We start from the raw sequence: 18214 nt of genomic DNA on the forward strand, positions 1-18214 counted from the left end.
ATGGACAAGAACTTCCACCTCTTCGTGCGGCGCTACCCCGGCCTGGGCGTGGCGGCGCACGTGCTCACGCACCCGTACCTGGCCTCGTTCGCCGAGGACCTGGGCGCCGCGCGGCTCGACCTCGCGGAGGTGCTGGGCCGCCTCATCAAGCGCGGTGAGCTCATCGACGACGAGACGCACTGGGAGGACCTGCGCCAGCGCCGCATGGTCCTCACCGTGCGCGCCCTCCAGCACGGGCGGCTGCTGCCGGTGCCCCTGCGCCTCACCGTGGTGACGCATGGCGGGCGCCGCGCGAAGGCCCGGACGGCGAGCCGGGGCCAGGCCGTGAAGGGCCCGCTCCAGGTCTGGGTGCCCCGGCTGAACGTGCAGGGGCTGCTGCATGACGCGGCGGACCTGGAGGCGTACGTGGAGGAGCTGGTGCGCCACGAGCTGTACATGGCACCGCTGGAGCGGCTGCACGAGCTGGCCTACACGGGCGAGGAGTCGGTGGAGACGCTGTCGGTGCCCGCGCGCGCGCGGACGACGCCTCGCGCCCGTGCGGCGGAGGAGACGACGACGCGCAAGCAGCGGCGCCCGCCCCCGCCCCCGGGACTCGCGGAGGCGAGCCGCTGCCTCAACGAAGAGGCGCGCGCCGGGCTGCTGGAGCGGGCCTGGGAGCGCGAGGCCGAGGTGTCCCGGCTCGCCGAGGCCGTCACTTCGGCCACCCGCGCCAGCGTGCTGCTGGTGGGCCCGCCCTCCGTGGGAAAGACGGCGCTGGTCCATGAGTTGGTCCAGCGTGCCGAAGCCGCGGCCGCCGGCCACCCGCTGCACGGCCTGGAGGTGTACAGCACGTCCGGCGGCCGCATCATGGCCGGCATGCGCTACCTGGGGCAGTGGCAGGAGCGCGTGCAGCGCATGGTGGAGGCGCTCCGCGTGCGCCGCGCGGTGCTGCACCTGGACAGCCTGTCGGAGCTGCTCTCGCTGGGCGGCGGCGACACGGGGCTGGACGTGGCGCGACACCTGCTGCCCTCCCTGGAGGGCGGCGAGGTGGCGCTGGTGGTGGAGGCCACCCCGGAGGACGTGGCCCGCGCGGAGCGGACGCATGGGACGTTCCTCCAGGCCCTGCGGCACCTGGCCGTGGCGCCGCTGGCCCCCGTCGCCGCGCGCTCCGCGCTCCAGCAGGCGTCACAACGCGTCGCCCGCGCGCGCAAGGTGCGCTTCACGCCGGACTCGCTGGAGCGCGCCGCGGAGCTGACCGAGCGCTTCGGCGACGGCCCGCCTCCCGGTGGTGCGGTGTCGCTGCTGCGCGCGGCCAGCGCCGAGCCCACGTCCACGGGAGAGGTGGACGCGGCGGGCGTGACGCGCGCCTTCTGCACCCGCACGGGCTACCCGCGCGAGCTGGTGGACAGCTCCATCCGGTTGGACCCGGAGGCGCTGCTGCGGCGCTTCCGTGAGCGCATCGTCGGCCAGGACGAGGCGACGCTGCTGCTGCGCAACCTCATCGTCACGCTGAAGACGGGGCTGGCGGACCCGGCCCGTCCGCTGGGCGCCTTCCTGCTGCTGGGCCCCACCGGCGTGGGCAAGACGGAGTCGGCGCTCGCGCTGGCGGAGTACCTCTTCGGAGACACCGCCCGGCTGGCCCGCTTCGACATGGCGGAGTACGCGGCCCCCGGCAGCGCGGCGCGGCTGGTGGGCGAGGTGGGCGGCCAGCAGGGCGGCCTGGCGCGGCGCGTGCGCGAGCAGCCCTTCGGCGTGGTGCTGCTGGACGAGGTGGAGAAGGCGGACGCGGGCGTCCACGACTTGCTCCTCCAGGTCCTGGGCGAGGGCCGCCTCACGGACGGCACCGGCCGCACCGTCAGCTTCCGCAACACGGTGGTGCTGCTCACCAGCAACCTGGGCGCGGACAGCGCGGGGCGCTCGCTCGGCTTCGGCGGTGGAAGCGTGAGGGACCTGGAGGCCCACTACCTGGGCGCCGCCACCGCCTTCTTCCGGCCGGAGCTGCTCAACCGGCTGGACCAGGTGGTGCCCTACCGGGCCCTCACGCCGGAGGTCATCCGCGCGCTGGCCCGGCGCACGCTGGAGGCGGCCCTGGCGCGCGAGGGCCTCACCCGCCGGGGCGTGAAGGTGTCCTTCGGCGAGGACGTGGTGGACCACCTGGCGCGCACCGGCTTCGACGCGCGCTACGGCGCCCGTCCCCTCAAGCGCGCGGTGGAGCAGCACGTCGTCTCCCCGCTGGCGCAGTGGCTCGCGGCGCACGCGAGCGCCCCACCCGGCCAGGTCGTGCTCCGGATGGGGGCGGACGGGAAGGTGGAGCTGGGCGGCGTGACGTGAGGCTTCAGGCGTCCATGGCCTCCGGCTGGATGCCGCCGTCCGCGTCCTCGTGGGGGACGATGGACTGAGGGTCGATACCGGCGGCCTTCAGTAGAATGGCCTTGCCCGTGGCGGGAAGCGACTGCGACGAGGGGGGGTGCCCATTGGTGAGCAGGACCACGGCGGCGGCGCGCTCGGGGATGAAGCCGACCCATGCGAGGAAGCCCGCGTTGCCTCCCGCCTTGCTCACCACCCGCGCGCCCTGCCCCACCTCGGTGGTGTACCAGGCGAGGCCGATGGAGTGCCCCGGCGCAATCTGGAAGCGGGGCTGGTGGGCCAGGCTCATGGCCCGGTACGTCAGCAGCGGCATGCTCGGCACACGGAAGAGGTTGCCCTCCAGGAAGCGCAGCATGTCGGACGCGGTGGAGTTGAAGCCCACGCCCCGGTAGTCCACGCGCTTGCCCGTCTTCGAGTAGCCCTGGGCGATGCGCTCCGGAGAGAACCCGTTCAGGCTCACCACGGTGTCCTTCATCGACAGCGGCCCCTGGATGTCCGCCGCAAACAGCTCCGGGTACGTCCGCCCCGCCGCGAACACCGTGGTGAAGCCCTGCGTCACCTCGCTCATGTTCGCGTAGAGGTAGCTGGTGCCGATGTGCCGCTCGGGGTTGAACGTCTTCCAGAAGTCCAGCATCGGTGCCGTGGGAGGCTCGCCCGCGTAGAGCGCGCCAGCGGGATGGCCCTTCACGTTGGCCGAGGGCATCGCCGCCGTCATCGTGCCCAGGTTGGCGGGGGTGACCTGCCGGATGACGCTCCCCTCCTCCCGGACCTCCGCGGGCAGGAAGCGGGTGATCTGGTCATCCAGCGACAGCTTCCCTTCCACGATGCGCGCCGCGGCCAGCGTGTTGGTGAACACCTTCTGGACGGAGCCGATGATGAACATCGTGTCGTCCTTCACCGGCCGCTTCGCCTCCCGGTCCGCCAGCCCCGCCGTATAGGCCGCACGGGCGTTGCCCACGGCGATGGCCGCCGACACGCCAATCACGTCCTCGCCTCCCAGGTACGCGCGGATGCCATCCTCCAGGAGCTGCTTCAGCCGCGTGGGGTCCTTCGCCTCGGTCGTCATGGTGCCTCCGGTGGAGCGTGGGGATGCCCCTCCCTGAGCAAGCGACATGCCCTCGCCCTGGCCCCTCGGAACGCCCCGTGGCGGCACACCTCCCTGCAAGTGGCGACGTGTCGCGCGGGCACGCCGACGTGTCGCGCCGACACACCGGACGGCCCCGCGTCTGGAAACACCCAGGGCTCGTCTCGGCGGGAGGGATGCTATCTTCGGCCCGCTTCCCTCCCCCCCGGCGCCCGTACCGTCCTCGCGTGACTCCTCCCGGAGGGCGTGCTTCCCATGCAGTGCATCGACGAGTCCGTCTTCATGAAGTTGCTGCTGGGCGAGCTCCCGCCTGAGCAGCAGACGGAGGTGGACGCCCACCTCGACACGTGCAGCGCCTGCCGGCAACTGGTGGCCCAGGGCCTGCGGGCCCAGAACCCGGAGGAGCCGGGCAGCGAACGCGAGCCGGAACTGTCGCCCACGCGTGACGGGGCTCCGCTGGAGAAGGGCACCGCGGTGGGCCGCTATCTCGTGCTGGAGCCGCTGGGCGCGGGCGGCATGGGCGTCGTCTACAGCGCGTATGACCCGGAGCTGGACCGGCGCGTGGCCCTCAAGCTGCTGCGCGTGGGAGCGCCCGGCCTGGGGGCGGAGCGGGGCCGCGCCTGGCTCCTGCGCGAGGCCCAGGCCATGGCCCGCGTCTCACACCCGCATGTGGTGCCTGTCTATGACGTGGGCACCTTCGACGGGCAGGTCTTCCTGGCCATGGAGCGGGTGGAGGCGCAGACGCTGCGCGAGTGGCTGAAGGCCGCGCCCCGCCCCTGGCGACAGGTGCTGGCCCTCTTCCTGGACGCGGGCCGGGGCCTCGCGGCGGCCCATGCGGCGGGCGTGGTGCACGGCGACTTCAAGCCGGAGAACCTGCTCGTGGGCCGCGACGGGCGCGTGCGCGTCACCGACTTCGGCCTCGCGCACCTGGGAGCGCCCTCGGGTGAGCGGCCCGTACTGCCCGCGGGCCTCACCCTTCCCGAGCGGGGCGGCCTGGACCGCTCGGCCACGGGCGGCTCGCCGGCCTACATGGCGCCGGAGCAGCTCTGCGACGGCGCCCGTCCAGGCCCGGGCGGAGACCAGTTCGCCTTCTGCGTGACGCTGCACGAGGCCCTCTACGGCGAGCGCCCCTTCGAGGGCACCTCCCTGTCCGCGCTGTCCGCCGAGGTGGGCGCGGGGCGCGTGCGCTCTCCAACCGCGGGCACGCGCGTGCCTCCGTGGCTCCGCCGCGTGCTGCTGCGCGGGCTGGCCGTCCGCCCCGATGAGCGCTTCCCGTCGATGGAGTCCCTGCTCGCCGCGCTCCAGCGAGACCCGGCCGTGCGTTGGCGCCGGGGGCTCTCCATCGCCGGAGGCGTAGCGCTGCTCGCCGCCGCGGTCGGCCTCACCCACACCCTCCACACGCGCCGGGCCCAGGCGTGTGACGGCGCGGCGGCGCAGCTCACCGCCCTCTGGAGCCCGGAGCAGCAGCGGGCCATCGAGTCCTCCTTCCTCGCCACCGGCCGGCCCTACGCTGCCGAGACCTGGCAGCGCGTGCGGCGCGAGCTGGACGCGTACACCGCCGGCTGGGTGACGACGCGCACCACCGCCTGCGAGGCCACCCGCGTGCGCGGCGAGCAGTCCGAGGAGGTGCTCGCCTGGCGCATGCGCTGCCTCGACAGCCGGCTGGCGGACGTGGCGGCGCTGTCGCGGCTCCTGTCCCAGGCCGACGCCGGGACGGTGGACCAGGCGCACCGCGCGGCGAAGGCCCTGCCTCCACTGTCGGGCTGCTCGGAGGCGCTGGTGCCCGGAGGCGCGCCCGCCCCCGAAGACGCGGCCACGCGCGAGCGCAGGAGCGTGCTGCGCGACGCGCTGGCGCGGGGCCGCGCGCTGAAGAACACCGGCCGCTACAAGGAAGGCGTGGCGCTGGTGGAGCCGGTGGCGAAGGCGGCGCGCGAGGCGGCGGACCCCCGCGAGGGCGCCGAGGCCCACCTGCTGCTGGGCGAGCTGCGCGAGGGCGCCGGTGACTGGAAGGGCGCGGAGGCCGCCCTCTTCGAGGCCGTGGACGCGGCGGAGGCCACGCGCCAGGACGCGGTGGCCGCGCGGGCATGGACGCTGCTGGTGCGCGTGTCCACCGTGGGGCTGGACGAGTACGAGCTGGCCACGCGCTGGAGGAGCCGGGCCGCCGCCGCCATCGACCGGCTCGGCGCGGGCAACGACCTGCTGCGGGTGAATCTCCTGACGTACACCGGCACCCTGCTGCGCAAGCAGGGCCGCTTCGAGGAGGCCCACGCCCAGGAGCTGCAGGCGCTGGAGCGGGTGAAGCACACCTTCGGCCCGGACAGCCTGGAAGCGGCGGACGTGTACCAGGAGCTGGGCACCACCCGCCTGGAGCAGGGCCGCCTGGACGAGGCCCGCGCGCACGTGGAGCGGGCGGCCGCGCTGACGCGGCAGGCCCTGAGCCCGGAGCACCCCGAGGTGCTGCGCGTCCGGCTGGCCATGGTGCCCGTGCTTCGCACGCAGGGCGCGCTGGCGGATGCCGAGAGCATCTCCCGCGAGGTGCTGGCGGCGCTGACGCAGTCCCTGGGCCCCGAGCATCCCCGCGTCTACGACGCGCTCAACGACCTGGCGTCGACGCTCCTGATGCAGGGCCGCCACGACGAGGCGCTGCCCCTCTACGAGCGAGCGCTCGTCATCGTCGGGAAGACGGACGGGCCGGAGTCCATGGGCGCGTCCGTCGTCCTCGGCAACATGGGCCTGCTCTACTTCGTGCAGGGGAAGATGGAGGAGGCCCTGGCACGCCTCCAGGCCACGCTGCTCATCAAGGAGAAGCAGCTGGGCCCGCGGCACGCCGGCATCGTGCCGATGCTGCGCATGGTCGCCCGCGCGCTCGTCCGCCTGGAGCGCTACCCGGAGGCGGTGACGTACGCCCAGCGCGCCGCCGACGTGCAGCTCAGCCAGAAGGACGACGCCTATGCCCAGTGGACGGTGGCCCTCACGGACCTGGGCACCGCGCACCTGCGGGCGGGCCAGCCCACCGAGGCGCTCGCCCCGCTGGAGCGCGCCGTGGCCGGCTGGGAGCGCGCCACGCCCGGCCCCGGCCAGCGCACCCAGGCGCACTTCCTGCTGGCCCGCGCGCTCTGGGAGTCGGCCAGGGACCGGGAGCGCGCCGTCGAGCTGGCCCGGAAGGCGAAAGCCCTGGGCCTCGGTGATGACGCGGCCCCGGCCTCGACGCTCGGGGCCATCGACAAGTGGCTCGCCGAGCGGGGCGTGCGCTGAAGCGGCGCGGGCCCCGTTCGTGCGCGGGGCGTCAGCGCGTGGCGGGCGCGGCCTGACGCTCGGGAGGACGGCCGCGGGTGCCGGCGGCCCACTCGTCCCAGACGTTGAAGGACTTCATCTGCTGCGTGAGGTCGGTGCTCTTCATGAGCGCCTCCACCTCCGCGCGGCCCTGGCGGGGCAGCCGCTCCTCCATGGTGGCGAAGCCCCAGGCGAGCGCGCCCACCACGGCCGCGTTGGTGCGCAGCGTCCGCGCGTCGCACTGCTCGAACTCGTCCGAGCGCGCGTGGTAGTTGGGCCCGTAGGTGGCCGCCTCCTGGTTGGCGATGAGGTTGGCCACGCCGTGCAGCATGAAGTCCAGGTTGTCGGTGCCCACCACCGGCACGTCCACCTGCGTGAAGGGCCCCAGCCCCGCCGCAGGCTTCAGCGCCTTGTCCACCAGCGGCACCAGCGGCGGGCGGCCGTTGGTGAAGAAGCCGGTGATGCGGCCGCAGCCGATGTCCACCGACAGCGCCATGGCGTGCCCGTCCAGCTCCGCCGCGTGCGAGTGCACGTAGCCCGCCGAGCCGTGCATGCCCTGCTCCTCGCCGTTCCACAGCGCGAAGCGGATGGTGCGCGCGGGCTTCAGGCCCAGCCGCTGCATCTGCCGCGCGAGGTCGATGAGCATCGCCACGTTGGCGCCGTTGTCGAGCGCGCCGCCGCCCAGGTCCCAGCTGTCCAGGTGCGCGCCCAGGACGACGACCTCGTCCGGCCGCGTGGTGCCGCGAATCTCGCCAATGACGTTGCGGGCCTCGTAGGGGCCTCCCAACTCGAGGTCCAGCACCGCGCCCAGCTTCAGGGCCGTGCCGGCGCGCAGGAGCCGCTGCGCGCGCTTCGCCCCGTCGCGCTCCATCACCATCATGGGCCGCGTGTTCTTCGGCCCCACGGAGACGTTGTGCCGGTAGAGCTGGTTGCCGGGCCGGCTGCCCATGTACACGACGCCGGCCGCGCCCGAGGCGAACGCGCGGGACTCGATGCCCACCGCCTCGTTGTACTCGCGGAACAGCCCGTCCACGTCCCGGAGCTCGTCCGTCTCCACCAGGAGGAAGGCGCCCTTCGCCTTCGCGCCCATGCGGGTGAAGTCCGCCGCCGTGCCCCGGCCCGCGTCCAGCAGCGGCGCGGTGAGGCCGCCCTGCGGCGTGGCGGCGGAGAACGGCATCGCGGCCACGCGCGGCGCGAAGCGCAGGCCCGGGCCCTGCACGGTGGCGCTGGCGGAGCGCTCCAGCCAGAGCGCCGGCATCCGGAAGGGCTCCGCGCGCGCCGTCACCCCGGCCGCGCGGAAGCGCTCCAGCGCCCACTCCACCGAGCGGTGGTTGGACTCCGAGCCCGTGGCCCGGCCGCCCACCTCGTCCACCAGCGAGCGCAGGTCTTCAATCATCGGCGTGCCCCCGAGCACCGCTCCGACGAGCAGCGTGGCCTCGCGCTCGCGCGCGGCTGGAGGGGCCTCCTCGGCCCTCGCGACGTCTGGCGAGACCAGGGCGAGGCAGAGCGCGGCGAGGCTGCACGACAGGCGGAAGCGGGACATGCGGGGGACACCTCGGGTGGGGAGAGCGGGCGCCAGCATCCCCACGCCCGCCCCCTGGCTTCAAGGACCATCAGGAATTCCCACGCCTTGCCCAGGACCTCCAGCCACCGGGCCGGCAGGGCGGCTGCCAGGCCCCTCCGCTCCCGGGAAGAGTCCAAGATGAGCAGCCTCCAGGTTGGACGCGGGGGTATGCGTGTTGGGCCATGGCGCGAGCTTGACGGACAGGGAGGCCATCGAAGGCATCACCGCCGACCAGGCCCGGTTGTTCCTCGAGACCATGGTGGCCAGCGCCCCCATCGGGCTGGCCTTCGTGGACCTGGACTTCCGGTACATCCACATCAATGACGCCCTGGCCGCGATGAACGGCCTTCCCCGCGAGGCCCACCTGGGCCGGAAGATTCGCGACATCCTCCCGGGCATCTGGCCCTACGTCGAGGCGCACTACCAGAAGGTCGTGCAGTCCGGGGAGCCGGTCCTCAACCTGGAGGTGAGCGGGCTCACGCCCCTGGAGCCCAACACCGAGCGCTCCTTCCTGGTCAACTACTACCCCGTGCGCGACGGCGCCGGGTGCATCCAGGGCGTCGGCATCACCGTGATTGAGTCGACGGAGCGCAAGCGGGCCCACCAGGCGCTCCGGGCGAGCGAGCAGCGCTACCGCTCGCTCGTGGAGGCGATGACGCACACGGTGTGGACCACCACGGGCCGCGGGGAGCTGAGGGAAGCCAGCCCGCGCTGGCTGGCCTTCACGGGGCAGACGCATGCGGCCCACCTGGGGCTGGGCTGGCTCGACGCCATCCATCCGGGCGACCGCACCGGGTTCATGACCCGGTGGGCCACCACCCTGGAGACCCGGAATCCATACCAGGGCGAGCTGCGGCTGCGCTTCCATGATGGGACGTACCGGGACGTCGTCATCCGCAGCGTCCCGGTGTTCGACGACACGGGCGCCGTCCGCGAGTGGGTCTCCACCGCCGAGGACATCACCGAGCGAAAGCGGACCGAGGCCGAGGTGGAGGCCCAGCGTGCGCGCCTCTACGACGTCGTGATGAACGTCCCAGCCTCCATCGCCATCATCAGCACCCCCGAGCTGCGCTTCACGCTGATCAACCCCCTCTACCGCCAATACTCGCGGAACACGGACCTCATGGGCCAGTCGCTGCGGGAGCTGGCGAAGCACAACCCGAACGCGGCGGGGGCCGTCGCCACGCTGGAGCAGGTCTACGCGTCCGGCAAGCCCGTCTTCCTCCCGGAGCTGCGGCAGTGGCTGGACATGCGGGGCACGGGCGTGCCGGAGGAGCGCTTCTTCAACGTCGCCTACCAGCCGCTGCGCGACGCGGACGGCCGGGTGGACTCCGTCCTCTCCTTCTCCCTGGACATCACCGAGCAGGTGCTGGCCCGGCGGAAGATGGAGGAGCTGGCGACGCACCTGGGCCACCAGCAGCAGTGGCTGGAGTCGGTGCTCGACCTCAATCCCGTCGCCATCCTCCTCATGGAGCCGGGGACGGGGCGGGTCCTCTTCGCGAACCAGGCCGCCCACCGCATGGCGGGAGGCCACTTCCCGCTGGACGTCCCCGCGGACGGCTACGGCAGCGTGTACCGCCTCACGGATGACGCGGGCGTCCTCCTCCCCCTGGAGGCGATTCCCGGGGTCCGCGCGGCCCGGGGAGAGGCCCTCCACCAGGAGCCCGTCGTGTGGCACACCCTCACCGGACGGCACTCGCTGCTCGTCGACTCGCGACTGCTCCCGGCCATGCACGGCCACCCGGCCACCGTCGCGCTCGCCCTCCAGGACGTGACGCGGCTGAAGCAGACCGAGGCCCAGCTCCAGGAGTCGGTGCGGCTGCGTGACGAGTTCCTCACCGTCGCCTCCCACGAGCTCAAGACGCCGCTCACGCCGCTTCAAATCAAGCTGCAGGGGCTCGCGCGCGAGGCGCGGACGGACGTGTCCATGGCCCACCTTCGAGACCGGGTGCTGAGCACGGCGGAGAGCGCGTCCCTGCAGGTGCGCAAGCTGGCGGCCCTCATCAATGACTTGCTGGACGTGACGCAGCTGGCGGGGGAGACGCTGTCCCTGAGGCGCGAGTCCGTGGACCTGTCGGCCGTCATCCGGGAGGTCGCGGAGCAGTTCCGCTCCCAGGCGGCGCAGGCGGGCAGCGAGCTGCGCCTGGAGACGCCCGGCCCGGTGAAGGGCTGGTGGGACCGGCACCGGCTGGAGCAGGTGGTGCGCGGCCTGCTGTCCAACGCCATCAAGTATGGCCCCGGCAGGCCCGTGGTGCTGAAGGTGGAGCAGCTGCCCGGGGCGGCCCGCCTCGTCGTGCGGGACGAGGGCATTGGCATTGCCCCGGAGAACCTCTCGCGCATCTTCGACAAGTTCGGGCGCGCCGTCTCCACTCGCAACTACGGCGGCCTGGGGCTCGGCCTCTTCATCACCCGCCGCATCGTGGAGGCCCACCAGGGCACCCTCCGCGCGGAGAGCCAGCAGGGCCAGGGGGCGACCTTCACGGTGGAGCTGCCGCTCACCTCGCCCGAGCGGCCGCCCTACGCGACGACCCACTGACAGGAGCCCGGGAGGCCCCCCGGGCTCCCGCCCTCACACCGCCAGCGCCTTCGACAGGGGCAGCTCGCGCACGCGGGTGCCGGTGAGCGCGAAGACGGCGTTGACGATGGCCGGGGCCACCGGCGGCACGCCCGGCTCGCCGATGCCGCCCGGGGCGCCCTCGCTGGGGATGATGTCCACGTGGATTCGCCGCGGCGCCTCGCCGATGCGCACCAGCTTGAAGTCGCGGAAGTTGGACTGCTCCACGGCGCCGTTCTTCATGGAGATCTCCCCATGCAGCGCCAGGCTCATCCCGAAGATGATGGAGCCCTCCATCTGCGCGCGGACGCGGTCCGGGTTGATGACCGTGCCCGCGTCCACGACAATCCACGCCTCGTCCACGCGCAGCTTGCCGTTGGGGTCCTTCACCACCGACGCGACGACGGCCACGTAGCTCAGGAAGCTGCGGTGCGCGGCGAGCCCCAGCGCCCGGCCGTCCTTCTTGCGCTCGCTCCACCGGGACAGCTCGGTGACACGCTCGATGACCCGCCGCATGCGCGCGGTGTCCACCGGGTGCACGTCCAGCGGCTGGCCGTAGTTCTCCAGCTTGGGGACGCCCAGCTCCTGGAGGCTCACCACCCGCGGCGGCCCCACCACCTCCAGGAGCATGTCGCGCGGGTCCACGCCCTTGGCGTGGGCCAGCTCGTCCACGAACGAGTTGACCGCGAAGCCGTGGAAGATGTTGTAGACGGAGCGCAGCCAGCCGATGCGCACGTGGGCATTGGCCTCGCACGCCTCGGCGCGGACGTTGGGGATGTCGAGCGCCAGGTCCGTCACGCCCTGCTGGAGGTCCGGGGCGCCCGGCCGGTTCGCCGGGGAGAAGGTGGAGCCGATGGGAGGGAAGGCCGTGCGGTGCCGCCATGCGACGACCTTGCCGGACGCGTCGAGCCCGGCGCTGAGCCGCTGGGTGCTGACGGAGTGGTAGTAGTCGTTGCGGACGTCGTCCTCGCGCGTCCACTGCACGCGCACGGGCACGCCCGCCTCGCGCGCCAGCCACACCACCTCCGCGATGAAGTCCGCCTTCGACTTGCGGCCGAAGCCACCGCCCAGGAAGGTGACGTGGACTTGAATCTTCTCGGGCGGCATCCCCAGCACGCCCGCCGCCACCATGTGCGCGGCCTGCGGATTCTGGGTGGGCGCCCACACCTCGCAGCTGTCCTTGTCCACGCGGGCCAGCGCGACGGGCGGCTCCATGGGCACGTGCGGCAGGTGGGGGATGTAGTACTCCGCCTCGATGACGCGCGCGGCCTTCTGGAGGGCGGCGTCCACGTCGCCCACGTTGCGCACCGCCGTGCCCGGCGCGCGCACCGACGCGGCCAGCGTCTCGCGGTACTGCTTCGAGTCGTAGGACGCGTTGGGGCCGTCCTCCCAGGTGATGTCCAGCGCCGCGCGGCCCTTCATCGCCGCCCAGGTGTTCTCCGCCAGCACCGCCACCCCACCCCACTGCTGGAAGGTGAAGGGCTTCTTGGGCGCCGGCAGCTCGATGACGCGCTTGACGCCCGGCACGGCCAGGGCGCGCGTGGCGTCGAACTTCACCACCCGGCCGCCCGCGACGGCGGGACGCGCAATCACCGCCACCAGCATCCCCGGCAGGCGGAGGTCGGCGCCGAACACGGCGGAGCCGTTGACGTAGGCCGGCCCGTCCAGCAGGGGCAGCTGCCTGCCCACGCGGCGCAGCTCGGACCGGGGCCGCAGCTTCACGGCCTCGCGCTTCGGCACGGCCCGCTTCGATGCGTCGCCCACCAGCTCGCCGAAGCCCAGCGTCTTCTGGCTGCCCTTGTGGAAGACGGCGTGGTCCCGGGCCTCGCAGTCCTCGGGCTTCACCTTCCAGCGGCTGGCGGCGGCGGCCACCAGCATGGTGCGCGCGGTGGCGCCCACCTGGCGCATGTCCTCGTAGATGCCGCGGACGCTGTTGGAGCCGTCGGTGTTCTGGTCCCCGTACTGCGGGCCGGCGTCGGCCTGGACGATTTTCACCCGCGCCATGTCCGCGCCCAGCTCGTCGGCGATGAGCACCGGCAGCGAGCTGCGGATGCCCTGCCCCATCTCCGAGCGGTGGCAGACGATGGTGACCAGGCCATCCGGGGCCACGTGGACGAAGGCGTTCGGGTTCAGCCCCGGGGCGCTCTTCTCGATGGCCTCGGAGCCCGTCCTGGGCTTGGGGCCCGTGCGTCCGGAGGGCTCGGCCGCGAGCGCGTCGGCGGCGAAGACACCGAGCGCCAGCCCGCCCACCGCCAGGTTCAGCCCCTCCAGGAAGGAGCGCCGGGAAATCAACTTGAGTCGCTCGGTCATGGAGTCCTCGTCATTCCTCGGGAACGCCCGCGACCTTCTTCACGGCCGCGCGGATGCGCAGGTACGTCCCGCACCGGCACAGGTTGCCGGCCAGCGACTGGTCTATCTCCGCGTCCGTCGGCTGGGGCTTCTTCGCCAGCAGCGCGGCCGCGCACATGATCTGCCCCGCCTGGCAGAAGCCACACTGGGGCACGCCCATCTCCACCCAGGCGCGCTGCAGCGGATGGTTCCCCTCCGGCGACAGGCCTTCAATCGTCGTGACGGAGCGCCCGTCCGCGCGGCGCACCGGCGTCACGCACGCGCGCACCGTCTGCCCGTCCAGGTGGATGGTGCAGGCGCCGCACAGCGCCTGGCCGCAGCCATACTTCGTCCCGGTGAGGTTGAGGACGTCCCGCAGCGCCCAGAGCAGCGGCATCTCGGGGTCGACATCGAGCTCCTTCTCTTCACCGTTGACGCGAACGCGGATGGTCATGGCCGTGCCTCCTCACCCGGGCACTCGGCGCCCGTCTCCGCCCAGGCGGCCACGATGGCGCCGAACTGCTCCTGGGTGCCCGGCGCGGGCTCCCGCCCATCACCCGGTTTCCAGCCCCAGCCCACCAGCTCGTCGTGGGCGTTGTGCTCGACAATCTGCGCCAACGTCTTGCCTCCGTTCCGCTTCGGGTCCTTGAGCTGCTCGCAGATGTAGCGCGGCGTCTTGCCCACCCACGCCATCTCGAGGGGCGCCAGGTGCCAGTTCGGCGCCCCGGGCACACGCGCCAGTTCCAGGTTCCGGTCCTGGTGGCAGCTCGTGCACTCCAGCCCCACCACACCCTTGTCCTCGGGCCCGCGCAGGACTGGCGGGTAGTGCGGCTGCCCGTCCATGCCCTGCAGGGGCACGTCGCCGGCCGGGTGGCAGTTGGCGCAGCGCGGGTGGAGGAGCACGCGGCTCGCCTCCAGGAAGAGCGCGCGCGAGCGCTCCCCCTTGTCGGCGATGGCCGCGAAGACCTCCGGGGAGCGGAGCGCGTTGGGGGCGACCTCGGGCAGCGCCGCCAGTCGGGCCGCCGCCGCATCGGGCTCTCGCTTGCAGCCTCCAGCACCCAGGAGGATGAAGAGCGAGGCCATGACCGGAAGAGATGGCTGCATCGCTCCAAGGCTCCGGCAAGTCGTGCCCGACCACAAGGCGAATATGCGCAACGCCGGAATTTCAGCACCTTCCAGACAGGACTCGGCCCGACGGGCGGTGAAGTGAGGCGTCTGCCCTGGCCGCCAGCGTCCCCATGGCTCGCACTCCCGGCGCCTTGCAGCCGCGGAGGGGCGGCATGAACGTTTCACTGTCAGCGCCGTGCTCCGGGAGGAGGAAGCCGTGTCCCAGCCGCAACTGCCGTCTCCCTCTTCTATCGTGGAGGCGCTGCTGGACGGTGACAGTGAGCTCGTCCTGGAGGCCGCGCAGCGCTACCTGGAAGCCGGAGGGGCCTCGTTCCTGGTGGACCGGTTCGCCCGCCCGCTCATGGAGGAGGTGGGGGAGCGCTGGCACAACGGCCGTGTGACGGTGGCGCAGGAGCACGCGGCCACGGAGCTGCTGCGCGAGCTGCTGACACCCCTGCTGCCGGGACTGGGCTGGCACCAGGGCGGCCCCCGGGCCGTGGTGGCGTGCGCGCCCGGCGAGCGGCACCTGCTGGGGGCGCGGCTCGTCTCCCAGGTGCTGGCGCTCGATGGCTGGCACGTGCGCTTCCTCGGCGCGGACACGCCGGCCAGAGACCTGGCGTCGTTCATCGCCCGCGAGCAGCCCGTCCTCGCGGGGCTGTCGGTCACCATGCCGGAGAACGTGCCGGCCGCGCGGCTCACGCTGGAGCTGCTGCACCAGACGGCCCCCGACATCCCGCTCATCGTGGGCGGGCAGGCGGCGGCGCAGCTGGGCGCTGGCGGCAAGGGGGCGTGGTCCGTGCTGCACTCCACCGACTCGCTGCTGACGCTCACGCGCGGCAGCAGCGGAGCGCTCCACCTCCAGCGCTGAGAGTGGACGCGTCAGTGGGCGGACGCGGCGGGCTCCTCCCGCGGCTCCGAGAGCTGCCTCGGCGCGGCGCGCGTGGGCAGGAACACGGTGAACGTCGAGCCCTGGCCCAGCTGGCTGCGCACGACGATGGAGCCGCCATGGGCCTCGACAATCTGGCGTGCCACGTACAGCCCGAGCCCCAGGCCTCCATAGCGCCGCTGGGACACCGCCCGCTCGAAGCGCTCGAAGATGCGGCGGGTGTCCTCACGCGCCAGGCCGATGCCCCGGTCCTTCACGCACAGCCGCGCCACCTCCGCGTCCCCCTCCACGAACACGTCGATGGGACGTCCCGCGCCATACTTGATGGCGTTCGAGATGAGGCTCGACAGCACCTGCTCCAGCCGGAGCTGGTCCCACACGCCGCGAATCGGGCTGTGGGGGTGGACCTTCAGTTGAGAGCCCACCGACTCCGCCTCCTCGCGGAAGCGGTCCGTCACCTCGGTGGCGAGCAAGGCCAGGTCCACCTCCTCCAGCAGCAGGCCGAGCCGTCCCGTCGCGACGCGCGACACGTCCAGCAGGCGCTCCACCAGCTGGGCCAGGCGCTGCACCTGGGCCGCGGACCGCTCCAGGTGGTGCATCACCTTCGAGTCCCCCAGGCCGGCGGCCACCACGCTGCGGCGGAGCGTCTCCAGCTGGAGCTTCAGGGGCGTCAGGGGCGTGCGCAGCTCGTGCGCGGCGATGGAGAGGAACTCGTCCCGCGCCTTGACGTCCAGGTCCAGCTGCCGCGTCGCCCGCAGCTCCAGCTCCGTCATCACCCCGGCCGCGAGGTCCCGGAGGATGCCCACCTCGTCCTGCGTCCAGTGGCGCGGGACGGTGTCCACCACGCAGAAGGTCCCCAGGGCCTGGCCGGAGGCGACCAGCGGGATGCCCGCATAGGCCCTCACCCCCATCTCCTTCACGGCTGGGGAGTCGCGCAGCTCGGGCTCCTCACGGACATCGTCGATGATGAGCGCCGCTCCACCCGCCACGGTGTACTTGCAGATGGAGTGCGTCAGCGGAAGCTCGCGCTGGCTCAGCCAGGGCTCCGGCAGCCCCAGGCTGCTCTTGCAGAAGTGACGTCCTTCTCCCAGCAGGCTCACCAGCGCGATGGGGGTGTGGAGGAAGCGGCACGCCAGACGGGTGAACCGGTCGAATGCCTCCTCGACCTGGGAATCCATGAGGGCCGTGCGGCGCAACGCGGCCAGTCGCTCGGGCGAGCGCAGGACGCTCTGGACGTCACCGACCATGGCCATCAAGGGAACCCGCCTTTGCGTAGAGATGGGCAGGGCCGGGTGCGCCGACGAGGAGCAGCCAGACACGGGTTCCTCCGGCCTGCCCCTCGAAGAGCCCGGCCGGACGGGCTGGAATCCGGCCGGGCGCTTGCGCGCCACCGCCTACTTCAGGACGCGCACGTGGATGGACGGCGTGCGGTGCGGCGTGGCGCGCTCCACCACGCGGCCCAGGCGCAGCAGCAGGTGCTCCTCGTAGGGCCGCGCCGTGAGGTGGACGCCCACGGGCAGTCCCGCCCTGTCGAAGCCGGCGGGGACGGACAGCGCGGGGAAGCCCGTCAGGTTGCCCAGCCGCACGAAGCGCATCAGCGCATCCACCACCGGCAGGTTCGACTCGCCATCCGGCAGCGTCGTCTCGGGAATGGCCGGAGCGGTGGAGGCAGTCGTGGGGGTGACGATGACGTCCACGTCCGCCATGACGGCGAGCAGCTCGCGCGTCAGCCGGTGCCGGTGCCGCAGCGCGTGCACCAGGTCCGTGGCCCGGAAGTGCCGGCCGATGGCGAGGTTGGTGCGCGAGTCGAGCCCGAAGTCCGCGGGGCGCGCCTTCACCTGCGGCAGCATGGACTCCGCCATCTCGCTCAGGATGATGCAGCTGTGCGTCCAGAGGAGGGTGTTCAGGTCCGGCGCCGGAATCTCCACCACCGTGGCGCCCGCGTCGGTGAGGGCGCGCACCGCCTCGCGGCAGCGCGCCACGACGTCCGCGTCGGCGTCCTCGAAGTAGGCGTGGCAGATGCCCAGCCTCACGCCGGCCAGCGCGCCGTTCTCATAGCCGGACAGGTGGTGGGGCGGCTGCGTCTGGGCGACGACGTCGTGGCCGTCCGGCCCGGCCAGCAGCGCGTACATGGCGGCGACGTCGTCGACGGTGAGGCCCATGGGCCCCACGTGGCCCACGTTCCAGCACAGCGGGGGCACGCCCGTCTCGGGGATGCGGCCCCAGGTGGCCTTGAGCCCGACGATGCCGCACAGCGCGGCGGGGATGCGGACGGAGCCACCGCCGTCGGCGCCGATGCTCAGCGGGCACAGGCCCGCCGCCACCGCGGCCCCGGACGCGCTCGAGCTGCCGCCGGTGATGTGCCCCCGGTTCCACGGGTTGCGCGTGGCGCCGTGGTGCGGGTTCAACCCGATGGGGTTGATGCCAATCTCGTTCATGTTGGCCTTGCCGAGGATGAGCGCCCCGGCGGCCTTGAGGCGCGCGGCCACCGTCGAGTCCGCCGTGGCGACCTCGGTGCGGAACTTCGTCCCCAGCGTCGTGGGGAAGCCGGCCAGGTCCACCTCGTCCTTGAGGACGACGGGCACGCCGTCGAGCACGCTCAGCGGACGGCCCGCGCGCAGCCGCTCGGCGGAGGCCTCGGCGGCGCGCAGCACCTCGTCGGGCTTGCGCGCGATGAACAGGCCCAGGCGGTCCTTCCCGCCGTCGAGCCGCACCACCGCCTCATGGATTCGCCGCACCACCGCGACGGGGTCCACCCCGCCCTCGCGGTAGGCACGCACGTAGGCGGAGACGCTCTCCCGCTCCGCCGGCACGGGCGACGCGGCGACGGCGCGCGCGGCCTGCTCGACGGGCGTCTGGGGCTCCGTCGCGGGAGCGCCCGGGGGAAGCGGGAGCTGGAGCGGCGGCGCGGCGCCGGCGGACAGCTCACGCCAGGCGTCGATGCCGCTGTCGCGCACCAGCTTCTCCAGCACCACGGAGCCGAGGCTGCTCTCCAGGGTGTTGACGAAGGCCTTGAGCGCCACGCCCGAGACGCGGGGCGCCTTCACCGGATTGCGTTGGTAGGTCATGGAA

11 protein-coding genes are annotated in these 18214 nt (G+C 73.0%); 4 read left to right on the forward strand and 7 right to left on the reverse strand.

The annotated features are described in order from the left end of the window. Positions 1-2310: an AAA family ATPase gene (locus LXT23_RS40495; RefSeq protein WP_253985821.1), complete on the forward strand. Its 2310-nt coding sequence runs from the start codon at positions 1-3 to the stop codon at positions 2308-2310. Positions 2311-2314: 4 nt separating this feature from the next. Here the strand turns inward: LXT23_RS40495 and LXT23_RS40500 are convergent, their stop codons facing one another. Beyond that, the gene (locus LXT23_RS40500; RefSeq protein WP_253985822.1) at positions 2315-3412 is read right to left on the reverse strand and encodes a serine hydrolase domain-containing protein; all 1098 of its coding nucleotides are present in this window, start codon (positions 3410-3412) and stop codon (positions 2315-2317) included. Positions 3413-3685: 273 nt separating this feature from the next. Here LXT23_RS40500 and LXT23_RS40505 point away from each other — a divergent pair, with 273 nt between their 5' ends. Continuing rightward, a complete protein-coding gene (locus tag LXT23_RS40505) occupies positions 3686-6685 on the forward strand; it encodes a tetratricopeptide repeat protein (RefSeq protein WP_253985823.1) in 3000 nt (999 codons plus the stop codon). A 31-nt stretch (positions 6686-6716) separates the two neighbouring features. Here the strand turns inward: LXT23_RS40505 and LXT23_RS40510 are convergent, their stop codons facing one another. After that, entirely contained in the window at positions 6717-8246 is a 1530-nt protein-coding gene (locus LXT23_RS40510; protein ID WP_253985824.1) for a M28 family metallopeptidase, read from the reverse strand. 214 nt (positions 8247-8460) lie between these two features. Between LXT23_RS40510 and LXT23_RS40515 the strand changes: the two genes are divergently transcribed. Then, complete coding sequence (locus LXT23_RS40515) at positions 8461-10803, forward strand: PAS domain-containing sensor histidine kinase (RefSeq protein WP_253985825.1); 2343 nt, start codon at positions 8461-8463, stop codon at positions 10801-10803. Positions 10804-10836: 33 nt separating this feature from the next. On the opposite strand, the gene LXT23_RS40520 is transcribed toward LXT23_RS40515, so the two are convergent. The 3 genes from LXT23_RS40520 to LXT23_RS40530 are packed head-to-tail and all read right to left on the reverse strand — an operon-like array spanning position 10837 to position 14253. Beyond that, a complete protein-coding gene (locus LXT23_RS40520) occupies positions 10837-13131 on the reverse strand; it encodes a xanthine dehydrogenase family protein molybdopterin-binding subunit (RefSeq protein WP_253985826.1) in 2295 nt (764 codons plus the stop codon). A 10-nt stretch (positions 13132-13141) separates the two neighbouring features. Next, the gene (locus tag LXT23_RS40525; protein ID WP_253985827.1) at positions 13142-13603 is read right to left on the reverse strand and encodes a (2Fe-2S)-binding protein; all 462 of its coding nucleotides are present in this window, start codon (positions 13601-13603) and stop codon (positions 13142-13144) included. Beyond that, the gene (locus tag LXT23_RS40530; RefSeq protein WP_253985828.1) at positions 13600-14253 is read right to left on the reverse strand and encodes an Isoquinoline 1-oxidoreductase subunit; all 654 of its coding nucleotides are present in this window, start codon (positions 14251-14253) and stop codon (positions 13600-13602) included. Before LXT23_RS40530 ends, LXT23_RS40525 begins: the two co-directional genes overlap by 4 nt. 220 nt (positions 14254-14473) lie before the next feature. On the opposite strand from LXT23_RS40530, the gene LXT23_RS40535 reads away from it, so the two are divergent. Continuing rightward, positions 14474-15124 carry a cobalamin B12-binding domain-containing protein gene (locus LXT23_RS40535; protein ID WP_253985829.1) on the forward strand — a complete coding sequence of 217 codons (651 nt, stop codon included), beginning with the start codon at positions 14474-14476 and terminating at the stop codon, positions 15122-15124. 11 nt (positions 15125-15135) lie between these two features. Here the strand turns inward: LXT23_RS40535 and LXT23_RS40540 are convergent, their stop codons facing one another. Together LXT23_RS40540 and LXT23_RS40545 are read right to left on the reverse strand one after the other, a co-directional pair. Then, entirely contained in the window at positions 15136-16395 is a 1260-nt protein-coding gene (locus tag LXT23_RS40540; RefSeq protein WP_253985985.1) for a GAF domain-containing sensor histidine kinase, read from the reverse strand. A 141-nt stretch (positions 16396-16536) separates the two neighbouring features. Next, positions 16537-18210 carry an amidase gene (locus tag LXT23_RS40545; RefSeq protein WP_253985830.1) on the reverse strand — a complete coding sequence of 558 codons (1674 nt, stop codon included), beginning with the start codon at positions 18208-18210 and terminating at the stop codon, positions 16537-16539. Positions 18211-18214: the final 4 nt, after the last annotated feature.

The organism is Pyxidicoccus xibeiensis (genome assembly GCF_024198175.1).
GTDB lineage: Bacteria > Myxococcota > Myxococcia > Myxococcales > Myxococcaceae > Myxococcus > Myxococcus xibeiensis.